The sequence below is a fragment of the Amorphoplanes digitatis genome (assembly GCF_014205335.1).
Classification (GTDB): Bacteria; Actinomycetota; Actinomycetes; order Mycobacteriales; family Micromonosporaceae; genus Actinoplanes; species Actinoplanes digitatus.
In genome coordinates, this window is the sequence record NZ_JACHNH010000001.1 from 1,588,807 (window position 1) to 1,606,362 (window position 17,556).

The 17,556-nt window shown below is 72.9% G+C and carries 16 protein-coding genes and 1 pseudogene; 8 read left to right on the top strand and 9 right to left on the bottom strand.

What is annotated here, in order from left to right:
- Window positions 1-102: 102 nt before the first annotated feature.
- Window positions 103-1,104: a glycosyltransferase family 4 protein gene (locus BJ971_RS07265; protein WP_184990976.1), complete on the bottom strand. Its 1,002-nt coding sequence runs from the start codon at window positions 1,102-1,104 to the stop codon at window positions 103-105.
- A gap of 41 nt (window positions 1,105-1,145) precedes the next feature.
- Between BJ971_RS07265 and BJ971_RS07270 the strand changes: the two genes are divergently transcribed.
- Window positions 1,146-2,846: an alpha-glucosidase gene (locus BJ971_RS07270; protein WP_184990978.1), complete on the top strand. Its 1,701-nt coding sequence runs from the start codon at window positions 1,146-1,148 to the stop codon at window positions 2,844-2,846.
- Here the strand turns inward: BJ971_RS07270 and BJ971_RS07275 are convergent.
- The 3 genes and pseudogenes from BJ971_RS07275 to BJ971_RS42465 all read right to left on the bottom strand — a co-directional run.
- Window positions 2,833-2,982 (bottom strand): hypothetical protein, encoded by a 150-nt coding sequence (locus BJ971_RS07275; protein ID WP_184990980.1) that lies wholly within the window; start codon window positions 2,980-2,982, stop codon window positions 2,833-2,835. The genes BJ971_RS07270 and BJ971_RS07275 overlap by 14 nt on opposite strands.
- Before the next feature lie 67 nt (window positions 2,983-3,049).
- Window positions 3,050-3,670: a CocE/NonD family hydrolase gene (locus tag BJ971_RS40490; RefSeq protein WP_203709382.1), complete on the bottom strand. Its 621-nt coding sequence runs from the start codon at window positions 3,668-3,670 to the stop codon at window positions 3,050-3,052.
- Window positions 3,671-3,833: 163 nt separating this feature from the next.
- Window positions 3,834-4,700, bottom strand: a pseudogene (locus BJ971_RS42465) (CocE/NonD family hydrolase); the annotation flags it as partial.
- Window positions 4,701-4,713: 13 nt separating this feature from the next.
- Here BJ971_RS42465 and BJ971_RS07285 point away from each other — a divergent pair.
- Both BJ971_RS07285 and BJ971_RS07290 read left to right on the top strand, forming a co-directional pair.
- Entirely contained in the window at window positions 4,714-5,340 is a 627-nt protein-coding gene (locus BJ971_RS07285) for a TetR/AcrR family transcriptional regulator (RefSeq protein WP_203709388.1), read from the top strand.
- Window positions 5,341-5,370: 30 nt separating this feature from the next.
- Window positions 5,371-5,853 (top strand): TspO/MBR family protein, encoded by a 483-nt coding sequence (locus BJ971_RS07290; RefSeq protein WP_184990982.1) that lies wholly within the window; start codon window positions 5,371-5,373, stop codon window positions 5,851-5,853.
- Window positions 5,854-5,934: 81 nt separating this feature from the next.
- On the opposite strand, the gene BJ971_RS07295 is transcribed toward BJ971_RS07290, so the two are convergent.
- The 3 genes from BJ971_RS07295 to BJ971_RS07305 form a co-directional block, all read right to left on the bottom strand.
- The gene (locus BJ971_RS07295; protein WP_184990984.1) at window positions 5,935-6,300 is read right to left on the bottom strand and encodes a VOC family protein; all 366 of its coding nucleotides are present in this window, start codon (window positions 6,298-6,300) and stop codon (window positions 5,935-5,937) included.
- A gap of 78 nt (window positions 6,301-6,378) precedes the next feature.
- The gene (locus BJ971_RS07300; RefSeq protein ID WP_184990986.1) at window positions 6,379-8,766 is read right to left on the bottom strand and encodes an ATP-binding protein; all 2,388 of its coding nucleotides are present in this window, start codon (window positions 8,764-8,766) and stop codon (window positions 6,379-6,381) included.
- A gap of 36 nt (window positions 8,767-8,802) precedes the next feature.
- On the bottom strand, window positions 8,803-9,030 hold the full coding sequence (locus BJ971_RS07305) for a DUF5999 family protein (protein WP_221478744.1): 228 nt from the start codon (window positions 9,028-9,030) through the stop codon (window positions 8,803-8,805).
- 162 nt (window positions 9,031-9,192) lie between these two features.
- Between BJ971_RS07305 and BJ971_RS07310 the strand changes: the two genes are divergently transcribed.
- On the top strand, window positions 9,193-9,801 hold the full coding sequence (locus tag BJ971_RS07310) for a sigma-70 family RNA polymerase sigma factor (protein ID WP_184990988.1): 609 nt from the start codon (window positions 9,193-9,195) through the stop codon (window positions 9,799-9,801).
- Here the strand turns inward: BJ971_RS07310 and BJ971_RS07315 are convergent.
- Window positions 9,789-11,798, bottom strand: a complete 2,010-nt coding sequence (locus BJ971_RS07315; protein WP_184990990.1) for a peptidoglycan recognition protein family protein — start codon at window positions 11,796-11,798, stop codon at window positions 9,789-9,791. The two genes, BJ971_RS07310 and BJ971_RS07315, sit on opposite strands and share 13 nt — an antisense overlap.
- 182 nt (window positions 11,799-11,980) lie before the next feature.
- On the opposite strand from BJ971_RS07315, the gene BJ971_RS07320 reads away from it, so the two are divergent.
- Window positions 11,981-14,308 (top strand): putative bifunctional diguanylate cyclase/phosphodiesterase, encoded by a 2,328-nt coding sequence (locus BJ971_RS07320; protein WP_239087524.1) that lies wholly within the window; start codon window positions 11,981-11,983, stop codon window positions 14,306-14,308.
- A 9-nt stretch (window positions 14,309-14,317) separates the two neighbouring features.
- Here the strand turns inward: BJ971_RS07320 and BJ971_RS07325 are convergent, their stop codons facing one another.
- The gene (locus BJ971_RS07325; protein WP_184990992.1) at window positions 14,318-15,226 is read right to left on the bottom strand and encodes an NADP-dependent oxidoreductase; all 909 of its coding nucleotides are present in this window, start codon (window positions 15,224-15,226) and stop codon (window positions 14,318-14,320) included.
- A gap of 105 nt (window positions 15,227-15,331) precedes the next feature.
- Between BJ971_RS07325 and BJ971_RS07330 the strand changes: the two genes are divergently transcribed.
- From BJ971_RS07330 to BJ971_RS07340, 3 genes are read left to right on the top strand one after another with little or no spacing between them, the layout of a single operon-like run.
- A complete protein-coding gene (locus BJ971_RS07330) occupies window positions 15,332-15,904 on the top strand; it encodes a hypothetical protein (RefSeq protein WP_184990994.1) in 573 nt (190 codons plus the stop codon).
- Window positions 15,905-15,959: 55 nt separating this feature from the next.
- The gene (locus tag BJ971_RS07335) at window positions 15,960-16,589 is read left to right on the top strand and encodes a bifunctional 4-hydroxy-2-oxoglutarate aldolase/2-dehydro-3-deoxy-phosphogluconate aldolase (RefSeq protein ID WP_184990996.1); all 630 of its coding nucleotides are present in this window, start codon (window positions 15,960-15,962) and stop codon (window positions 16,587-16,589) included.
- The gene (locus BJ971_RS07340; RefSeq protein ID WP_184990997.1) at window positions 16,586-17,524 is read left to right on the top strand and encodes a sugar kinase; all 939 of its coding nucleotides are present in this window, start codon (window positions 16,586-16,588) and stop codon (window positions 17,522-17,524) included. The genes BJ971_RS07335 and BJ971_RS07340 overlap by 4 nt, the downstream gene beginning before the upstream one ends.
- Window positions 17,525-17,556: the final 32 nt, after the last annotated feature.

Below are 17,556 nucleotides of genomic sequence, written 5' to 3' on the forward strand. Positions count from 1 at the left end.
CCGGCGCGCGTGGGCAGACAGCGTGGCGCGCACCTCAGCTATTCAGCGGCGACTAAGGAAATGCCGCAATTCGGTAATAGGACATTAACAAGATCGGCCAATTCAGCTACCCAATTCACGGTAAATCCGCAGGTAGTCCTCGACCATGCGGTCCGCGCCGAACCGGGCCCGGGCGCGGGCCCGGCACGCCGCCCGGTCCAGCAGGTCGATGCCCGCCACGGCCGCGACCGCCTGGTCCACGTCGTCCACCAGGTGGCCGGTGACACCCTCGTCGACGACCTCGGGCATCGAGCCCTTCCGGTACGCGACGACGGGCGTGCCGCACACCATCGACTCCACCACCGACAGCCCGAACGGCTCGGCGAACAGGATCGGGTGCAGCAGCGCGGCGCTGCCGCCGAGGATCCGGGCCCGGTCCGCCGGGCCGACCGAGCCCAGGTAGACCACCCGCTCGCCGTCGATGTGCGGTTCCACCCGCTCGGCGAAGTAGCGCCGGTCCTGCACGATGCCGCAGAGCGTCAGCCGGCGCCCGGCCTTGCGCGCGATCTCGATGGCGTTGTGCGTGCCCTTGTCCGGATGGATGCGTCCGAAGCAGACCAGGTCCTCGCCGCCGGCCGGGTCGAACGGCAGTCCGTCCAGGTCGACGCCGTGGTAGACGGTGCCGACGTAGTCAAGGTCGGGTGAGCGGTCGGCGTCGGAGATCGAGACGAAGTGCGACCGGGCCCGCCGGTACGCCGGCAGGATGTTCTGCCCCGAGAAGCCGTGCACGGTCGTGAGCATCGGCGCCCGGCAGTGCCCGGAGAACGCCAGCGGCAGCCAGTCGAGGTGGTTGTGCACGAGGTCGAAGTCGCCGGAGCGCTCCAGCGCGTACGCGATGTGCAGCGCCTCCCACACCCGGCCGTCGAGCTCGGGGGACTCCTCGTACCCGCTCGGGCAGACGCCGTCGAGGGCCGCCTTGGTAACCGAGTCGAGCGTCGCGAAGAGCGTCACGTCGACGCCGCGCGCGGTCAGGCCCTCGGCGAGCAGGCTGGTGATCAGCTCCCAGGGCCCGTAGTGGAGCGGCGGAGTCCGCCAGGCGACCGGTCCGAGCAGGGCGATCTTCATGGTGCCCAGTATGGATGTGGTTCCCGTGTTAGAGAGTGAATATGGAGAACCCCTGGTGGCACAGTGCAGTCGTCTATCAGATCTATCCGCGCAGCTTCGCCGACGCCGACGGCGACGGCATGGGTGACCTGCGGGGCATCATCGATCACCTGGACCACATCGCGGGACTCGGGGTCGACGTGGTCTGGCTGTCGCCGGTCTATCCGTCCCCGCAGGACGACAACGGCTACGACGTCAGCGACTACCAGGACATCGAGCCGGTCTTCGGCACGCTCGCGGACTTCGACGAGCTGCTCGCCGGCGTGCACGAGCGCGGCATGAAACTGGTAATGGACCTGGTCGTCAACCACAGCTCCGACGAGCACCGGTGGTTCGTGGAGAGCCGCGGCGGCAAGGACAGCGCCAAGCGGGACTGGTACTGGTGGCGCCCGGCCCGCGAGGGCATGACGCCGGGCACGCCCGGCGCCGAGCCGAACAACTGGGGCTCGGTCTTCGGCGGCTCCGCGTGGGAGTACGACCCGGTCAGCGGCGAGTACTTCCTGCACATCTTCAGCCGCAAGCAGCCGGACCTCAACTGGGAGAACCCGGAGGTCCGCGACGCGGTCCACACGATGATGAACTGGTGGCTGGACCGGGGCGTCGACGGCTTCCGGATGGACGTCATCGACCACATCTCCAAGGACACGTCGCTGCCGGACGGTGTGCCCCGGCCCGGCTCGGCGTACGGCGACGGCGGGCCGTACTGGCTCAACGGGCCGCGTAACCACGAGTTCCTGCGGGAGATGAACGAGCGGGTCTTCGCCGGCCGCCACGCCATGCTGACCGTCGCCGAGATGCCCGGCGTCACCGTGCAGGAGGCGGTGCTCTACACCGATCCGGCCCGCCGCGAGGTCGACATGGTCTTCGGTTTCGACCACGTCTGGGTGGACCGCGGCGCCGATCCGTGGCTGCTGTACCCGCTGAAGCTCACCACGCTCAAGGGCATCCTCGGCCGCTGGCAGGCCGGGCTGGCCGAGGTCGGCTGGAACAGTCTCTACTGGAACAACCACGACCAGCCGCGGGTCGTCTCGCGGTTCGGCGACGACGGCCCGCGTTACCGGGAGCGCTCGGCCAAGATGCTGGGCGCGGTTCTGCACCTGCACCGCGGCACGCCGTACATCTATCAGGGCGAGGAGCTCGGGATGACGAACGCGCCGTTCGCCACCATCGCCGACTTCCGCGACATCGAGGCGCTCGGCCAGTACGAGCAGGCGGTCACCCACGAGGGCCGGGCACCGGAGGACGTGCTGACCGTGCTGCGGGCGCGGGGGCGTGACAACGCGCGCACCCCGATGCAGTGGGACGCCACCCCGAACGCCGGCTTCAGCACCGGCACGCCGTGGCTGCCGGTCAACCCGAACTATCCCGAGCTCAACGCGGCCGCCGCGGTGAAGGACCCCGACTCGGTCTACCACTTCTACCGCGCCCTGATCGAGCTGCGGCACTCCGAGCCGGCGGTCGTGCACGGCGACTTCACCATGCTGCTGCCCCATGACGAGCGGCTGTACGCGTTCACCCGCGCGCTCGACGGCACGACGCTGCTGGTGATCGGCAACTTCACGGCAGAGACGGTCCGGGCCGAGATCGACGACGCCGCGGCGTGGGCGGGAGCGGAACTGCTCCTCACCAACGCCGCGGCACCGCGCGACCTGGTCCTCGAACCCTGGCAGGTCGTGATCTACCGGCGGGTCAGCCGGCCGTGATCGCGTCCCAGGAGAACCCCAGCAGCGCGAACGCGGCGCCGAGCAGGGCCAGGGAGACACCGCGCGAGCCGATCGGCAGGGCGGCGAGCACGAGCAGGATGACGGCGATGAGGTAGAAGATTCCCTGAACTGACATCGGAGAGCCTCGATTCTGTGGGGGGAACAGTCCGGCGGCGGGCCTGTTACCCCGTGATCGAGGTGCGTCAAACCATCGGCAGCACCAGCGCCGAGGGGTGCACCGGATCGTGATGCACCGTCGTGCGGGTGGCGACCATCCGCACGGCGGTGCCGAGCGGCTCGCCGGTGCCGGGGTTGCGGGCGAAGCGCGGGTGCGCACCGCCGCTGACCTGTAGCCGGATCCGGTGGCCGGCGGCGAAGCGGTGGCCGGCCGCGCCGAGCGCGATGCGCACCGGGTCCTCGTCCGCGTGGTCGGGGGTGAGCCGGACGAAGCCGTCGCACACGTTCACCGAGCGGCCGCCGGGATCCACGTCGCACAGCCGCACGAACAGGTCGAAGTGGCCGGTGCTGCCGGTCGCGTAGAGGTCGGCGGACGGCGTACCCATGATCTCGACGGCCTCGGGCAGCGGCTCGGTGGTGAAGGTCCGGACGTCCGCGCGCGATTCGAGGGGGCTTGTTGTCGCGGGCGCCCTGCGTGCGCGACTGGAGCTGGCCGGCGAACGACGGCGTCGGGTCCGCGGGGTCGTAGTCGAAGCTGGTTGCGCCGTCGGCCGGCTCGCCGAGCGCGCCGTCCGGGCGCAGGTGCAGGCGCAGCTCCGTGCTCGGCGGCGGCCATTCCGGCAGCTCGCGCCACTCGTCGTTGACATGCACCCGTACGCGGGTGGTCCGCTCGCCCTCGCCGAGCAGGTGCACCCGCAGGTGTTCGAGGGCGTCCGCGAACAGCTCCGGCCAGCCCTTGTCGAACGCCGACGTGTGCGTCCACGGACCGATCATGAGCGTCGGCTCCTGCCCGGCGGCGCGCAGCCGGGCGTACTGGTCGAGGGTCTGTTCGAGGGTGAGGTCGTGCCAGCCGCTGACCAGGCTCACCGGCACGGTCATCCGGTCCGCCGCCGGCCCGGCGTCGGAGGAGGCCCAGAACAGATCGTCCTGGTACGGGTGGTTCACCCAGTCCTCGAACTCCTGCCGCCTGCCGCCGAGCGCCCGCCGGTAGGAGTCGAGCAGTGGCACCCCACGGACGGCGCGCCGCAGGTGCACGGCGAGCCGCAGCATCGCGCGGGCGTAGGCGGCCGGGCCGGCGGACTGGTGGAAGAACGCCGTGCCGCTGATCAGGGCGAGTTCGAGCCGGAAGGCGCCCTGCCGGCCGGGGTAGAAGCCCTGGTAGAAGTCGTGCGCCGGGACCTGGAGGATGGCGGCGCGCCACTCGGGCGGCGGGTCCAGCCCGAGGGACCACTGCACGTAGCTGAGGTAGCTCGGGCCGATCGTCGCGAACGCGCCGGGGAACCACTCCTGCTTACGCAGCCACTCGACCGCGGCCTGGCCGTCGGCGGCCTCGTTGCGCCACAGGTGGAAGGTGCCGCCCGAGCCGCCGGTGCCGCGGGTGCTCTGCACGATCACGCGGAAGCCCTGCGCCGCGAATCCCGCGCCGAACAGCGCGTTCCAGGGGAAGCCGCGCCCGTACGGGCTGCGCACGAGCAGCACCGGGCAGGGCTCGTCGGTGACCGGGGCGTAGTGGTCGGTGAGCAGCGTGCTGCCGTCGGCGGCGGGCACCTCGAGGCCCGGTTCCCACTCGACGTCGAATTTCGCCGTCGCCCGCGCGCGGCGTTGCATCAGCCGAAGGAAAAATGGCAGACGTTCCATCACCGACCTCGTTCCCGTACGTTGTACTGAAAATAGCATCCCGGAGGAGCCCGTGCCCAGAGGCCGCCCGCCCGCGCACACCCGGCCAGAGGTCGTCGCGGCCGCGATCGCCGTCGCCGACGCCGACGGGCTGGACGCCCTCACGATGCGGCGGCTCGCGGCCGACCTCGGCACGGGGGTGATGTCGCTCTACACCTACGTGCGGGACAAGGAGGAGCTGCTCGACCTGATGGTCGAGCAGGTCGGTGAGTTCGACCCGGCGTTCGGCGGCGACGACCTGCTGAGCCTGGTCGGCTGGCAGCGTGCGCTGATGCTGCGGCATCCGTGGATGCCCGCCGCGCTGCCGAACCGCCGGCTCGGCGGCCCCAACACGCTCGGCTACCTGGAACGCGGGCTGGTCGCGCTCAAGGACACCGGCCTGCCCGGCCCGGCGAAGATGGAGATCCTGGCGCTGCTCACCGGGTTCGTGGCGAGCTACGTGACGAACGAGCTGGCGCAGGCCCGGGCCGGGATCACCGACTCCGAGCAGGTGGCGGAGCACGTCGCGCGGCTGATGGCGGCGGTGTCGAGCGGGGCCTATCCGCAGCTCGCCCGGGTGATGAGCGAGGGCACGACCGCGCCGCCGCCGACCTTCGAGGCCATCGCGGCCCGGATGATCGCCGGCCTGCTCGGAGGTTAGCCGCCTCGGCGTCGCGGGTACCTGTCGACCATGACCGCTCACGCCCGGCACGGTGGCCGTACGGCCTGGTGGAGCCTGATCCCGTTCGCGGCCGCCACCCTCGCCGCCGCGCTGATCGGCGGCCTCGGCGTCGCGGGCACGGCAGGCGAGTACCAGAGCCTCGAACAGCCGTCGTGGGCGCCGCCGTCGTGGGTGTTCGGCCCGGTCTGGACCATTCTGTACGCGATGATCGCCGTCGCCGGCTGGCTGGCGTGGCGCCGCGCGGGCTGGACGTCGGCGCTCAGCGTCTACGCGGCGCAGCTCGTGCTCAACGCCGCCTGGACGCCGATCTTCTTCGGCTTCGGCCGCTACGGGCTGGCGCTGGCCGACATCGTCGTGCTCTGGGTGCTGATCGGCGCCACGATCTACCTGTTCCGGCCGATCTCGCGTACCGCCGCGTGGCTGCTGGTGCCGTACTGGATGTGGGTCACCTTCGCCACCGCCCTGAACGCCGCCATCTGGCACGCCAACTAACGCCACGCCGGACATGGTCGCGGGCGGTCGCTGTGATCCCGCTGAGTGACGGAGGCGGGCCTCCGTCACTCAGCGACTTGATCAGGAGCGCAGGCAGATGTCGAACGGGTGGCCGGCCGGGTCGAGCAGGACGCGCCAGCGATCCGGCGTCGGATGCTCCGCCGGCTTGGTCGCGCCGAGGGCCAGGGCCTGCTCCTCCGCCTTGTCCAGGTCGTCGACGTAGAGATCCAGGTGGTAGCGCTTCGGCGCGGCCTCCTTCGGCCAGCCCGGCGCCGAGTAGCCCGGCACCTTGCCGAAGCCGATGGTCGTCGAGCCGTCGCCGATCATGGCGTACTCCGCGTCGCTGTGCTGGAGCTCCCAGCCCAGCACCTGCGAGTAGAACGTGGCCAGGGCCGCGGGGTCCTCGGCATCCAGGTTGATCATTGCCAGGGACGCGAATCCGGGCATGGCAGAACCTCTCTCCGGAGGGCGGCGCCGATCGCCGCCGTCAGCACCGATCCTGCCGGAAGAGACTGACACCTCCTGTCAGGTATCTCGCCGCGCCGCCAGCCAGCCCGCCACCTGCGCCCGGGAGGTGAAGCTCAGCTTGCTCAGGATGTTCTCCACGTGGCCCTCCGCGGTGCGCTGCGCCACCACCAGGCGGGCCGCGATCTCGCGGTTGCTCAGGCCCTCCGCGATCAGCTTGATCACCTCGCGCTCGCGGGGGGTCAGCCCCAGGTCGGCGAGGCGCGCGTCGGAGGCCGGCGGCGGCGCGGGCGTCTCGGCGCGGGGAGCCGGCACCGCCGCCGCGGCGGTGCGGGGCGCCCGGTCCAGGGCCAGCTCCACCGCCTCGGCCGTGGTCAGCTCCGCGCCGCGCCGGAACGCCGCGTCGAACGCCCGGTCGCCGAGCCGGCCGCGGACCTCCAGGATCGACTCCTCGTGGAAGTCGCGCAGGCTGCGGAACGACGACAGCGACGCCTGCATCGCCCGCCACACGCGCTCCGAGGCGCCGAGCAGCTGCGCCGCGTGCTGGTCCCGGCGTTCGCTGCCGGCCGCCCAGCCCAGCGCCTCCAGCGCCAGGCCCATGCCGAACTGCTCGTCCTCGACGAGCTTGCCGACCTCGAGGCTCTCCTTCGCCGCCTCGGCCGCGCCCGCGGTGTCGCCGGCACGCCAGCGCAGCACGCTCAGCGCCCACAGCGCGAACGAGCGCCACCACACCTCGCCGTTGGCGGCGGCCAGGTCGCGGCAGGCCATCAGGTCCGGGTAGCCCAGGGCCGGGTCGTCGGTGGACAGGCCTCGGGCGAGCCCGAGCACCGCGAGCGTCCACATCTCCCCGCTGAGCGCGCCCATGTCGCGGAAGACGGCCTGCGCCTGCTCGAACAGCGGCACCGCCCGCGCGTGGTCGCCGCCGAACATCGCGATGTTGCCCTCGACCAGCGGGATGAACGCCGACTCCGGCGACGGCGACGCCGACGGCGGCAGGCGCGCGGCCAGCGACCGGGCGTCGGCCAGCAGCGCCTCGGCGCGCGGCCGGTCGTTCTGCACGCAGGCGATCCACGACGCCACCCGCAGCGCCTTCACCCGGGTCCAGTGCCGCGGCGCCGGCATCGCCAGGGCGCGGTCGAGCCAGTGCCGGCCCTCGGAGAGGAAGCCGCGGACGAACCAGTGGTTCTGCAGGTCCGCGGCGAAACGCAGGGCCGTCTCGGGCGGGCCCTCGGTGACGGAGAACTCCAGCGCCACCCGCAGGTTCGCCTGCTCGTGGCGCAGCCGCAGCATCAGCGCCGCCTGGTCGGGGCTGGCCCAGTGCGCGTCGCCGTACGCGGCCAGCTCGGCGAACCAGTCGCAGTGCAGGCGTGCGATCGCGGGCTGCTCCCCGGCGTCGGCCAGCCGGGCGGCGCCGTACTCGCGGACCACCTCGAGCATCCGGTAGCGGGCCCGGGGGCCGTCGCCGATGCGGGAGATGACGGACTTGTCCACCAGGGACGCGATCAGGTCGAGGATCGCCTCCGCGGACAGCTTCTCGTCCGCGCAGATCTGCTCGGCCGCGTCCAGTTCGAGGCCGCCCGAGAAGACCGACAGCCGGGACCAGAGCACCCGCTCCTGTTCGGAGCAGAGTTCCCAGCTCCAGTCGATGAGCGCGCGCAGCGTCTGCTGCCGCGCCGGCGCGTTGCGGGCACCCGCCGTGAGCAGGCGGTACCGGTCCGTCAGGCGCTCCAGGATCTGCTGCAACGACAGCACCCGCAGCCGGGCGACGGCCAGCTCGATCGCCAGCGGCATGCCCTCCAGCGCCTGGCAGAGCGCGGTGATCGTGGCGCAGTTCGCGTCCGTGACCGCGAAGCCGGGCAGCACCGCGGTCGCGCGCTCGACCAGCAGGCTGGCCGACTCGTAGCGGGGCAGGTCGGCCGGGGTGCAGGCGGCGTCGGGCTCCGGCACCGAGAGCGGCTGGACGGTGAGCGTAGCCTCGCCCGAGATCCGCAGCGCCTGCCGGCTCGTCACCAGGATCCGCAGGTCGGGGCAGGCGCGCAGCAGGGTCTCGGCGAGGTCCGCGCAGGCGCCGACGAGGTGCTCGCAGTTGTCGAGGATCAGCAGCGCCTGCCGGCCGGCGAGGAACGTGGCCAGGCCCGGCGCGTCCGGGCTGACCGCCTCCTCGCGTACCCCGAGCGCCTCGGCGACGGTGACCGCGACCAGGTCCGGATCGCGCAGCTCGGCCAGCTCGACAAGCCACACGCCGTCGGTGAACGCGCGCCGCATCTCCCGCCCGACGCGCATGCCGAGCCGGGTCTTGCCGACGCCGCCGGCGCCGGTCAGGGTGACCAACCGGCTGGTGGAGAGCATTCGCCGGACGGCGGTCATCTCGTGCCGCCGGCCGACGAAGCTGGTCACTTCGGCGGGCAGGTTGCCGACGGGACCGCGCGAGGTTGTGGCGGCGCTCATAGGAGCACGTTAGTAGGTGTGACCTCCGAAAGTGGGCTACCGGATGCCCAACGATGCATCGAGTCGGCGGACGAGGGCGAGCCCGGCACCGACCCGCGGTGCCACCGCCCGGCCGTCCGGTAGCAGCTCGCCATCGTCATCAAAGGTCACCACGCCGTTGCAGAGCAGGCTCCAGCCCTGCTCAGGGTGGGTGGCTACCACCCGCGCGGCGTGGTGGTCGGTCTGGGAAGCCGCGGGACAGGGCGGCACGTGCATGCACAGCATGTTGGTCCTCCAGCGACCAAGAGTTCGTCGCAACCGCCACGTGAGACACCGGGGAACTACCCGACCCGTACCCGAATAGCCGCTCGCGGGTACTTCTCCCGTGTCCGGCGGCGATTCGGTGGATCACCATGGACGCCGATCGACAAAGTGAGGGGGGCACACATGGGCCGCCACGCGGCCGACCGGCCGGGCCGACCGCCGTTGCACGCCGACCTGTTCTCGCCGACGCCGGGCAGCGCGGCCGAGCGCTACGCGCAGGCCCGTGCCGAGGCGGCGTTCGACACGCTGGTGGAGCCGCACCGCGAGGAGCTGGCCGCGTACGTGCGCCGGCTGACCGGCGGCGACGAGGTGGCCGCCCGCAGCGTGCTCAAGGAGACCTTCTACCGCGCCGCTCAGGATCCGGCCCGCTACCCCCAGCGTGCGTCGGCGATACGTCCGTGGCTCGTCTTGACCGCCAGAAAGGTGCTGCGCGACGGTGAGCGGTTCGCCCCGGCCGGGCACGACGACAGGCCTCAGGTCGTCGTGCCCGACCGGGGTCCCCGGCCCGCCACGACGATCGTCGCGGCCATGGACGACCTCGCCGCGTCGCACCGCGAGATCCTCGTCGAGCTCTTCTACCGCGGCGTCTCGCTCGAGGACGCCGCGGCCGCCCGCGCGGTCGGGGTCGGGGAGCTCAAGTCGCGGCTCTACTTCGCCATGCGGTCCCTGCGGGTCGTGCTCGATCAGCAGCTCGCCGACGGGCACGACCCGGACGACGACTACCGCAGGTAGACCAGCCCGTCGGCGATGACGCCCGGCCGGCCCGCGGTGCCCTCCACCCTGATCCGCACGGTGTGCCGCGTGCTGTCGTTCCAGGCGCGGGTCCACACCGCCCGCCGGTTCAGCGTCCGCGGCGAGCGGAGATCGATCATCCCGGCCGGCCGGCCGTCCACGTAGACCTGCACCCGGCCCGAGGCCGCCGTGCGGCTCACCGCGAGCGACGCCGACCGGCCGGTGAAAGACCAGCTCAGCGACGCGTTCGCGGCGGTGCTGCGCAGGGCGCCGCCGCCCAGGTACGCGCGGCCGCCCAGCGTGCGCCAGGCACCGGTCCGCGCGGCACGGGACTCCGCGACGAGCACCGCCGTACGGGCGACGGTCACCGACCGTGCGTTGCCCGCCCGGTCCGTGGCGCGCAGGCCGTACGTGGTCGGCACCCCGGCCCGCACCGCGCCGGCCCAGGTCCGCACGCCCCCGCCGAGGCCGACGGTGGCCGGGCCGCTCAGCGTGACGCGGCGCAGCCCGCCGACGTCCGCCGCGGCCCAGCGCACCCGTACCGGCACGACCCCGTTCAGCGAGCCGGTGCGCAGCAGCACGCTCGGGCCACCGGTGAACCGGGGAAGCGTGCGGTCCGACACGATCGTCACGGTGGCGTTCGCCGTGCGGCCGTTCAGCGCCACCGCGCGGATCCGCAGCTTGTGGCGTCCGGCGGGGATCCGCAGCGGATCGCTGCGGTGCCCGCTCGGCGACGACGCGGCAAGCGCGTCGTCGACAAGCAGGTCGAAGCGGTACAGCAGCGAGGTCGGCGTGGCGACGCGCCAGAACGGCCGGATCACGCCACGGGTGTACCAGGTGCGGCCGACCCGGGTCGCGCCGTTCAGCTTGGACAGCGCGAGGTTGCGGGGCCCGGCCGCCGCGATGCTGCGGATCGACCCGAGCTGGGCGTACAGGGAGCTGCCGGGGCACTCGGTCTTGCCCGTGTCGCGGTGCCCGGCGATCCGGTTCAGCGTCGCCCGGCTGCCCTTGCGGTACCGGTCGCTGCCGCCCGAGATCAGCGCGACCCGGCCGGCCGGCGTGTTCCCGTATGCCCCGATCTTGTACGCCGCGACCTGCGCGATCACCCGCTTGACCTTCGCCGTCACCGAGCGCCCGGAGTAGTCCCCGAGCACCGCGATCGCGCTGCTGCGCGAGTTGAAGCCGAGGGTGTGCGCGCCGACCACCGCCCGGGCGACCCCGCCGCCGCGCCCCTCGAAGAGGGTGCCGCACCTGTCGACGAGGAAGTTGTAGCCGATGTCGTCCCAGTGCTTGCTCTTGACGTGGTACGCCTGGATGCCGCGGATGATCGCCGCCGACTCGGAGCAGCGGTAGCCGTTGGTCCCGGCCGTGTGGTGCACGAAGAGGACCTGCACGTCCGTCGAGTACTCCGGTACGGCCCGCACGATGGACTCGTCCGCGCCCCACCGGGCCCGGCTCACCAGCCTCGGCGCCGGCCTCGGCTGGACGGCGACGCGCGCGGTGCCCTGCGGCGGTGCCGCGGGCGGTGCCGCCGCCGGCGGCGGGTCGCCGGGGTCGATCAGGTCCAGCCGCAGCCCGGCCGGCGCCCCGGCGCGGCCCGGGCCCGCGACGACCCGGGCCTCGATCCCGTCGGAGTCGCCGACCCAGAGCGGGTCGGTGCCGCCCCGGGAACCGGGCTCGGCAGGGGAGACGCCGTCGGCCTCCAGCGGCTGCCACCCGGTCCACGTGCCGTCCGCGGCCCGTCGGGTGCGTACCTCGACCGCGCCGGCGAGCGCGGCGCGCGGATCGGTCCAGGTCGCACCGACGAGGCTGAACGGCCGGGTGGTCCGCCGCGGCACCGCGCCGGCCGCCGCGGCGGCCCGGCCGGACACCAGCTCGATCGTCTCCAGCGTCGGCCCGGCGGGCGCCCGGCCCGCCGCCACCATCGCGGGGGCGGCGCCGCCCCCGCTCGCCGCCACTGTCGCCGCGCCGCTCAGCGCGACTGCGGTGCCGAGCATCGTGGCAATGACTCGCCCGTGCGTCTTCCCCACGTGTCCCCCCGCAAAAGCATCAAACTGGCCTAGATCAGGATGAGTCGAGCACGGGGACAATGTGCCGGGTTGACTGTTGAGTGATGCCGGTCACGAACCCTTGAGGGTGAAGTGTTCTGATTGCGCGACGGGCTGCCGAAATGGTATGCGTGAACCCTGTGCTGGCAGCCGGCCTGGTGGGCGGCGAACTCGACTCGCAGTCCGCGCCCATGACGCCGCCCAGGCGCAGCGCCAAGCCGGCCTGGTTCTACATCGCCGGCTCCGTCGCCGCCATCGCCGGCGCCGTGTTCGGCCCGCCCTGGTTGCAGGACCCGGTGATGCTGCTCGCCATCGTCGCCGGCCTGGGCGCGACGGTCTACGCCGTCCGGCGGGTCGCCCTGCCCGCGCACCGCAGGCCCTGGTGCCTGCTGCTCGTCTCGGCGGCGCTCTTCCTCGTCGGCATCGTGATCCGGGCGGTCGTGCCCGGCGCGGGCGCGTCCCCGCCGACCTCGATGGCGCTCATCCCCGACGCCTTCGTGGTGCCCGGCTACATCCTGATGGGCTACGGCTTCGCGAACATGCTGCGCCGCCGGCGCGCCTCCGAGGACGACCCGGCCCGCATCGACGCGATGCTCGTCGGCCTGGCCGCGGCGTTCATGTGCTGGACCTACCTCATCGTGCCGTCGATGGCGCAGACCGACCTGACGCCGCTGCGCATCGCCAACTCGTTCTTCCCCGTCGCCGACGTGGTGCTGCTCGTGCTCGTCGCGCAGCTCGCGCTCTCCGGCGGCGCCCGGCAGCCGTCACTGTGGCTGCTCATGACGGCCGCGAGCGCGATGTTCGCCGGCGACTTCATCTTCATGCTGCGCGACGGCGGCCTCGCCGACGTGCCGGCGCACGCCATCGACGTGCTGTTCATGACCACCTTCCTGTTCGTCGGTGCCGCCGGACTGCACCCGTCGATGCGCACCCTGACCGAGCCGCAGCAGATCGTCGTCAAGGACCTCAGCAAGGTCCGGACGACGCTCATCGCGCTGCTGGTGGTCGTCCCGACGATCATCACCTCGCTCCAGCCGGCCGGCCCGCTGCTCAACAGCATCGTCAGCGCCGGCCTCTGCGCCCTGCTGATCCTGGCCGTCTTCGCCCGGGTGGTGCGCTCCAACAACTCGCGGGCGCGCGCCGAGCGGGCCACCCGCCGCCGGGCCACCCACGACGCGCTCACCGACCTGCCGAACCGGGAACTGCTCGCCGAGACGATCGCGCACTGGGGCGACCGAACCGCCGACGAAGACCAGGAGATCAGCCTGCTCTTCATCGACCTGGACCGGTTCAAGATGGTGAACGACCACTGGGGCCACCAGGTCGGCGACGAGCTGCTGTGCGAGGTCGCCGGCCGGCTCAGCGCGCAGATCCGCGGCGAGGACCTGGTCTGCCGGATCGGCGGCGACGAGTTCGTCATCGCGCTGGCCAGCCCGTCGCACTCGGCCCTCGCGGAATCGCTCGCCGACCGGGTGCTCGCCGAATTCGCCCGCCCGTTCGAGCTCTCCGTCGGCAACGTCGTGATCTCCGCGTCCATCGGCGTCGCGAAGGCGCACGGTGGCGCCCGGGCCCTCGAACTGATCCGGGACGCCGACACCGCGATGTACAAGGCCAAGGACAACGGCCGCAACGCGTACGCCCTGTTCGACACGTCGCTGCGCGACGAGGTCCGTGACCGCATGAACCTGGAGCAGGCGCTGCGCCGGGCACTGCCGCGCGGCGAGCTCTCGGTGCACTACCAGCCGATCGTGGAGCTCACCACCGGCCAGATCGACGGCTTCGAGGCGCTGATGCGCTGGACGCACCCCACGCTCGGCGCCGTCTCGCCGGTCGACTTCATCCCGGTCGCCGAGGACACCGGCCTGATCGTGGAGAGCGGCGCCTGGCTGTTGCGCGAGGCCGCGACCCAGCTCGCACACTGGACCGCCCAGCGCGGCCCCGGCGCCCGGCGGCTGCACGTCTCCGTCAACGTCTCGGTCCGGCAGCTGCGCGACCGCGCGATCGTCGACATCGTCAGCGACGCGCTCGCCGACACCGGCCTCGGCCCGGACCAGCTCTGGCTGGAGATCACCGAGTCCGGCGTCATGGAGGACATCGAGACCGCGCTTGTCACCCTCCACGAGCTGCGCGCCCTCGGCGTCACCCTCTGTATCGACGACTTCGGTACGGGCTACTCCTCCCTGAGCTACCTGAACCGCCTACCCGTCGGCATCGTCAAGATCGACCGGTCGTTCGTCGGCCGGGTCGGCGAGCACAGCGCCAACGAGCCCATCGTGCGCGCCGTGCTCGCCATGACCCGGGCGATGAACCTGCGCGTCGTCGCCGAGGGCGTCGAGACCGAACTACAGCGCGACTGGCTGCGCGAGCAGGGCTGCGACCTGGCACAGGGCTGGCTGTACGGCAAGGCCGAACTACCGGAGAACCTCGAACCCTGGATCCGCCCACCGGTCTCGGCCTGACGCGTCCGCTCAGGGCTCCACGATCAGCACCACCTTTCCGCGGCCGTGTCCGGCCTCGACGACCGCGTGCGCCTCGGCGGCCTCGGCCAGCGGATACGCCCGTACCGGCATGGTGAGCACGCCGCGGGCCGCGAGCGCGACGACCTCCCCGAGCCGGGCCGGTGAGCGGCCCGCACGCACCACCATGGTGCCGAACTCGGCGGCCGCCTTGTCGTCGACGATCGTGCCGATCCGGTCGCGGGGGACGCCGAGCTCCACCGACGCGGCGATGGCGCCGCGCCCGGCGGCGTCCAGCGCGACCGTCACCGGTCCCTGCGCGACCGCCCGGACCGCCTCGACCACCCCGTCCCCGTACGCCACCGGGAGCGCACCCAGCCGGCGCAGGTAGTCGTGGTTGGCCGGGCTTGCCGTGCCGATCACCGTGGCGCCGGCCAGCCGGGCGAGCTGCACCGCGATCGTGCCGACCGAGCCCGCCGCCGCGTGGACCAGCAGCGTGTCGCCGGCACCGACCCCGAGCTCGCGCAGCGCGCCGGAGGCGGTCTGCGCGGCCGCCACCAGCGCCGCCGCGGTCGGGAAGTCCAGCTCCGGTGGCTTGGCCACGACGTCCGAGGCGGGCACGACCACGTGGGTCGCCTGGCCGGCCATCATCGTCGAGCCGAGCACCGGGTCGCCGACCGCCAGGCCCGTGACCCCTTCGCCGAGCAGTTCGACCACCCCCGAGTACTCCTGGCCGACCTGGTGCGGGAAGTTCTCCGGTCCTCGTTTGATCCACCCTTGGCGTACGGCGATGTCGAAGGGCTGCACGCCGGCCGCCCGTACCCGGATCCGGACCTGGCCCGGGCCGGGCTCCGGATCGGGGAGGTCGGCGATGCGTAACACCTCTGGCGGGCCGTACCTGTCGAATACCGCTGCTCTCATGCGGTGACTCTGCAAGCTGAAGCCGGGTTGAGGTCAAGCGCGGCGCCAGGTCACGATCTGACCCTCCGCCGCTCCCACCGGACCGGGCATCGCTACCGTTGGCGGGTGTCTGAGATCCCGTGGTGGGGGCTTCCCCTCGTCGCAGCCGTGTCTGCCCTGTTCGGGGCGGGTGTGACCCTGCTCGTGTCGGCCCGCGACAGCTACGCGCGCAGCCGCGCCAAACGGACCAAACGCTGGTACGCCGAGCGCAAGGAGGCGTACATCGCGCTGATGACGGAGTTCGAGCGGGCCACCTACCGGCTGCGCGCCGCGTACGACGACGACCGGCCCCCGCCCGGCCCGTTCGCGTACCTCGACGCCGTCGGGCCGGCCCTCATGCAGGTGCGCCTGCTCGCCTCGGGCCAGGTTCGCAGCGCCGCGCTCGCGGTGCACCTGCTGATCGAGGGGCTGTACGCCTCGCGGCCCACGCCGCCGCCGGGCGTCGACCCGGGCAAGTCGGTGCGCGAGATGCTGGGCCACGTGCCGCTGGTGATGCAGGAGTTCGAGGCCGCGATCCGCGAGGAGCTGGAGATCAGGGCGACCCCGCCCGCGCCGCTGGTGGTGCACCCGAGGCGGGGCCTTGGTTCGTACATCCGGCGGACTCCCGCCGAGGCCGAGGAGTCCCGCGTCTCTGGATGATCTCGGCGCCTTAGTGGACACTGAACGGCGTCGGCGGACACCTCGGGAGGCGCCCATGTCGGATATCTCGGTCACTGATGCGATCATCCGCAGCGGCGTCGTCGCCGTGCTGCGGGCACCGACCGCCGACGCCTTCGCGGCGATCGGCGACGTGCTCGTCGAGGCGGGCGTCACCGCGCTGGAGGTGACCCTCACGTCGCGCGGCTCGTTCGAGGCCATCGCGGGCCTGCGCCGCCAGCTGCCGGCCGGCGTGGCGGTCGGCGCGGGCACGGTGCTCACCCTCGACGACGCCAAGGCCAGCGTGGACGCGGGCGCGGCCTTCCTGGTCTCGCCCGTGCACGTCCCGGCGCTCGACGGCTTCGAGGTGCCGGTCTATCCGGGCGCGTTCACCCCCACCGAGGTCTTCAACGCCAGCCGCGCCGGTGCGCCGCTGGTCAAGCTCTTCCCGGCGGCGAGCCTCGGCCCCCGCTTCCTGAAGGACCTGCACGGCCCGCTGCCCGGCGTGCGCATCATGCCGACCGGCGGCATCGAGATCGCCGACATCGCGAACTGGCTCACCGCCGGCGCCGCGGCGGTCGGCCTGGGCGGCCCGCTGATCGGCGACGCCGCCGAGGGCGGCAGCCTGAAGCGGCTCGCGGCCCGCGCGCGCCACGCGGCCGACGCGGTCGCGTTCGCCCGCTCATGAGCGGCGGCCTGGTCACCCTCGGCGAGACGATGGGCCTGGTCGCGGCGGACGGCATCGGCTCGCTCGAGTTCGCCCGCGGCTTCGCCTTCGGTATCGGCGGCGCGGAGAGCAACGTCGCGATCGGCGTGGCCCGCCTCGGCGGAAGCGCCACCTGGATCGGCCGGGTCGGCCGGGACGCGACGGGCGACCTGATCGAGCGCCGGCTGCGGGGCGAGGGCGTGCGCGCGACGGTGATCCGCGACTCCTCGTTCACCGGCCTGATGGTCAAGCACCGCCGGACCGCCGGCCTGCTGCACGTCGACTACCACCGGGCCGGCAGCGCCGGCTCGCGCCTGGTACCGGCGGACGTGCCGGCCGCCGCCGTGCGGTCGGCCGGCATCCTGCACGTCACGGGCATCACCCCGGCGCTGAGCGGCACGGCCCGCGAGACGGTCTTCCACGCGGTCGAGGCCGCACACGCGGCCGGCGTGACGGTGTCGGTCGACGTCAACTACCGGAGCAAGCTGTGGTCCAGCTACGACGCCGCGCCGGTGCTGCGGGACCTCGTCACCCGGGCGCAGGTGGTCTTCGCCGGGCCCGACGAGGCCGAGCTGGTGCTCGGCCCCGGCGGGAACCCGGCCGAGCGCCTGGCCGGGCTGGGGCCTTCCGAGGTTGTGATCAAGGACGGGGCGCGGGGCTGCACGGCGCTGATCGAGGGGGAGCGCCACGCGGTGAAGGCCCTTGAGGTGACGGTGGTCGACCCGGTCGGCGCGGGTGACGCGTTCGTCGCGGGCTATCTCGCGGACCGGCTGGCCGGGGCCGGCCCGGCCGCGCGGCTGGGCACGGCCATCGCCGCCGGTGCGTTCGCGGTGACGTTCCCGGGCGACTGCGAGGGCCTGCCCACCCGCCCGGACCTGGAGTCGCTGCTCTCGGCGACCGACAACGTGTCCCGCTAGGTCCTGTTTCGGACCGGGGCCGGGCTGCGGCG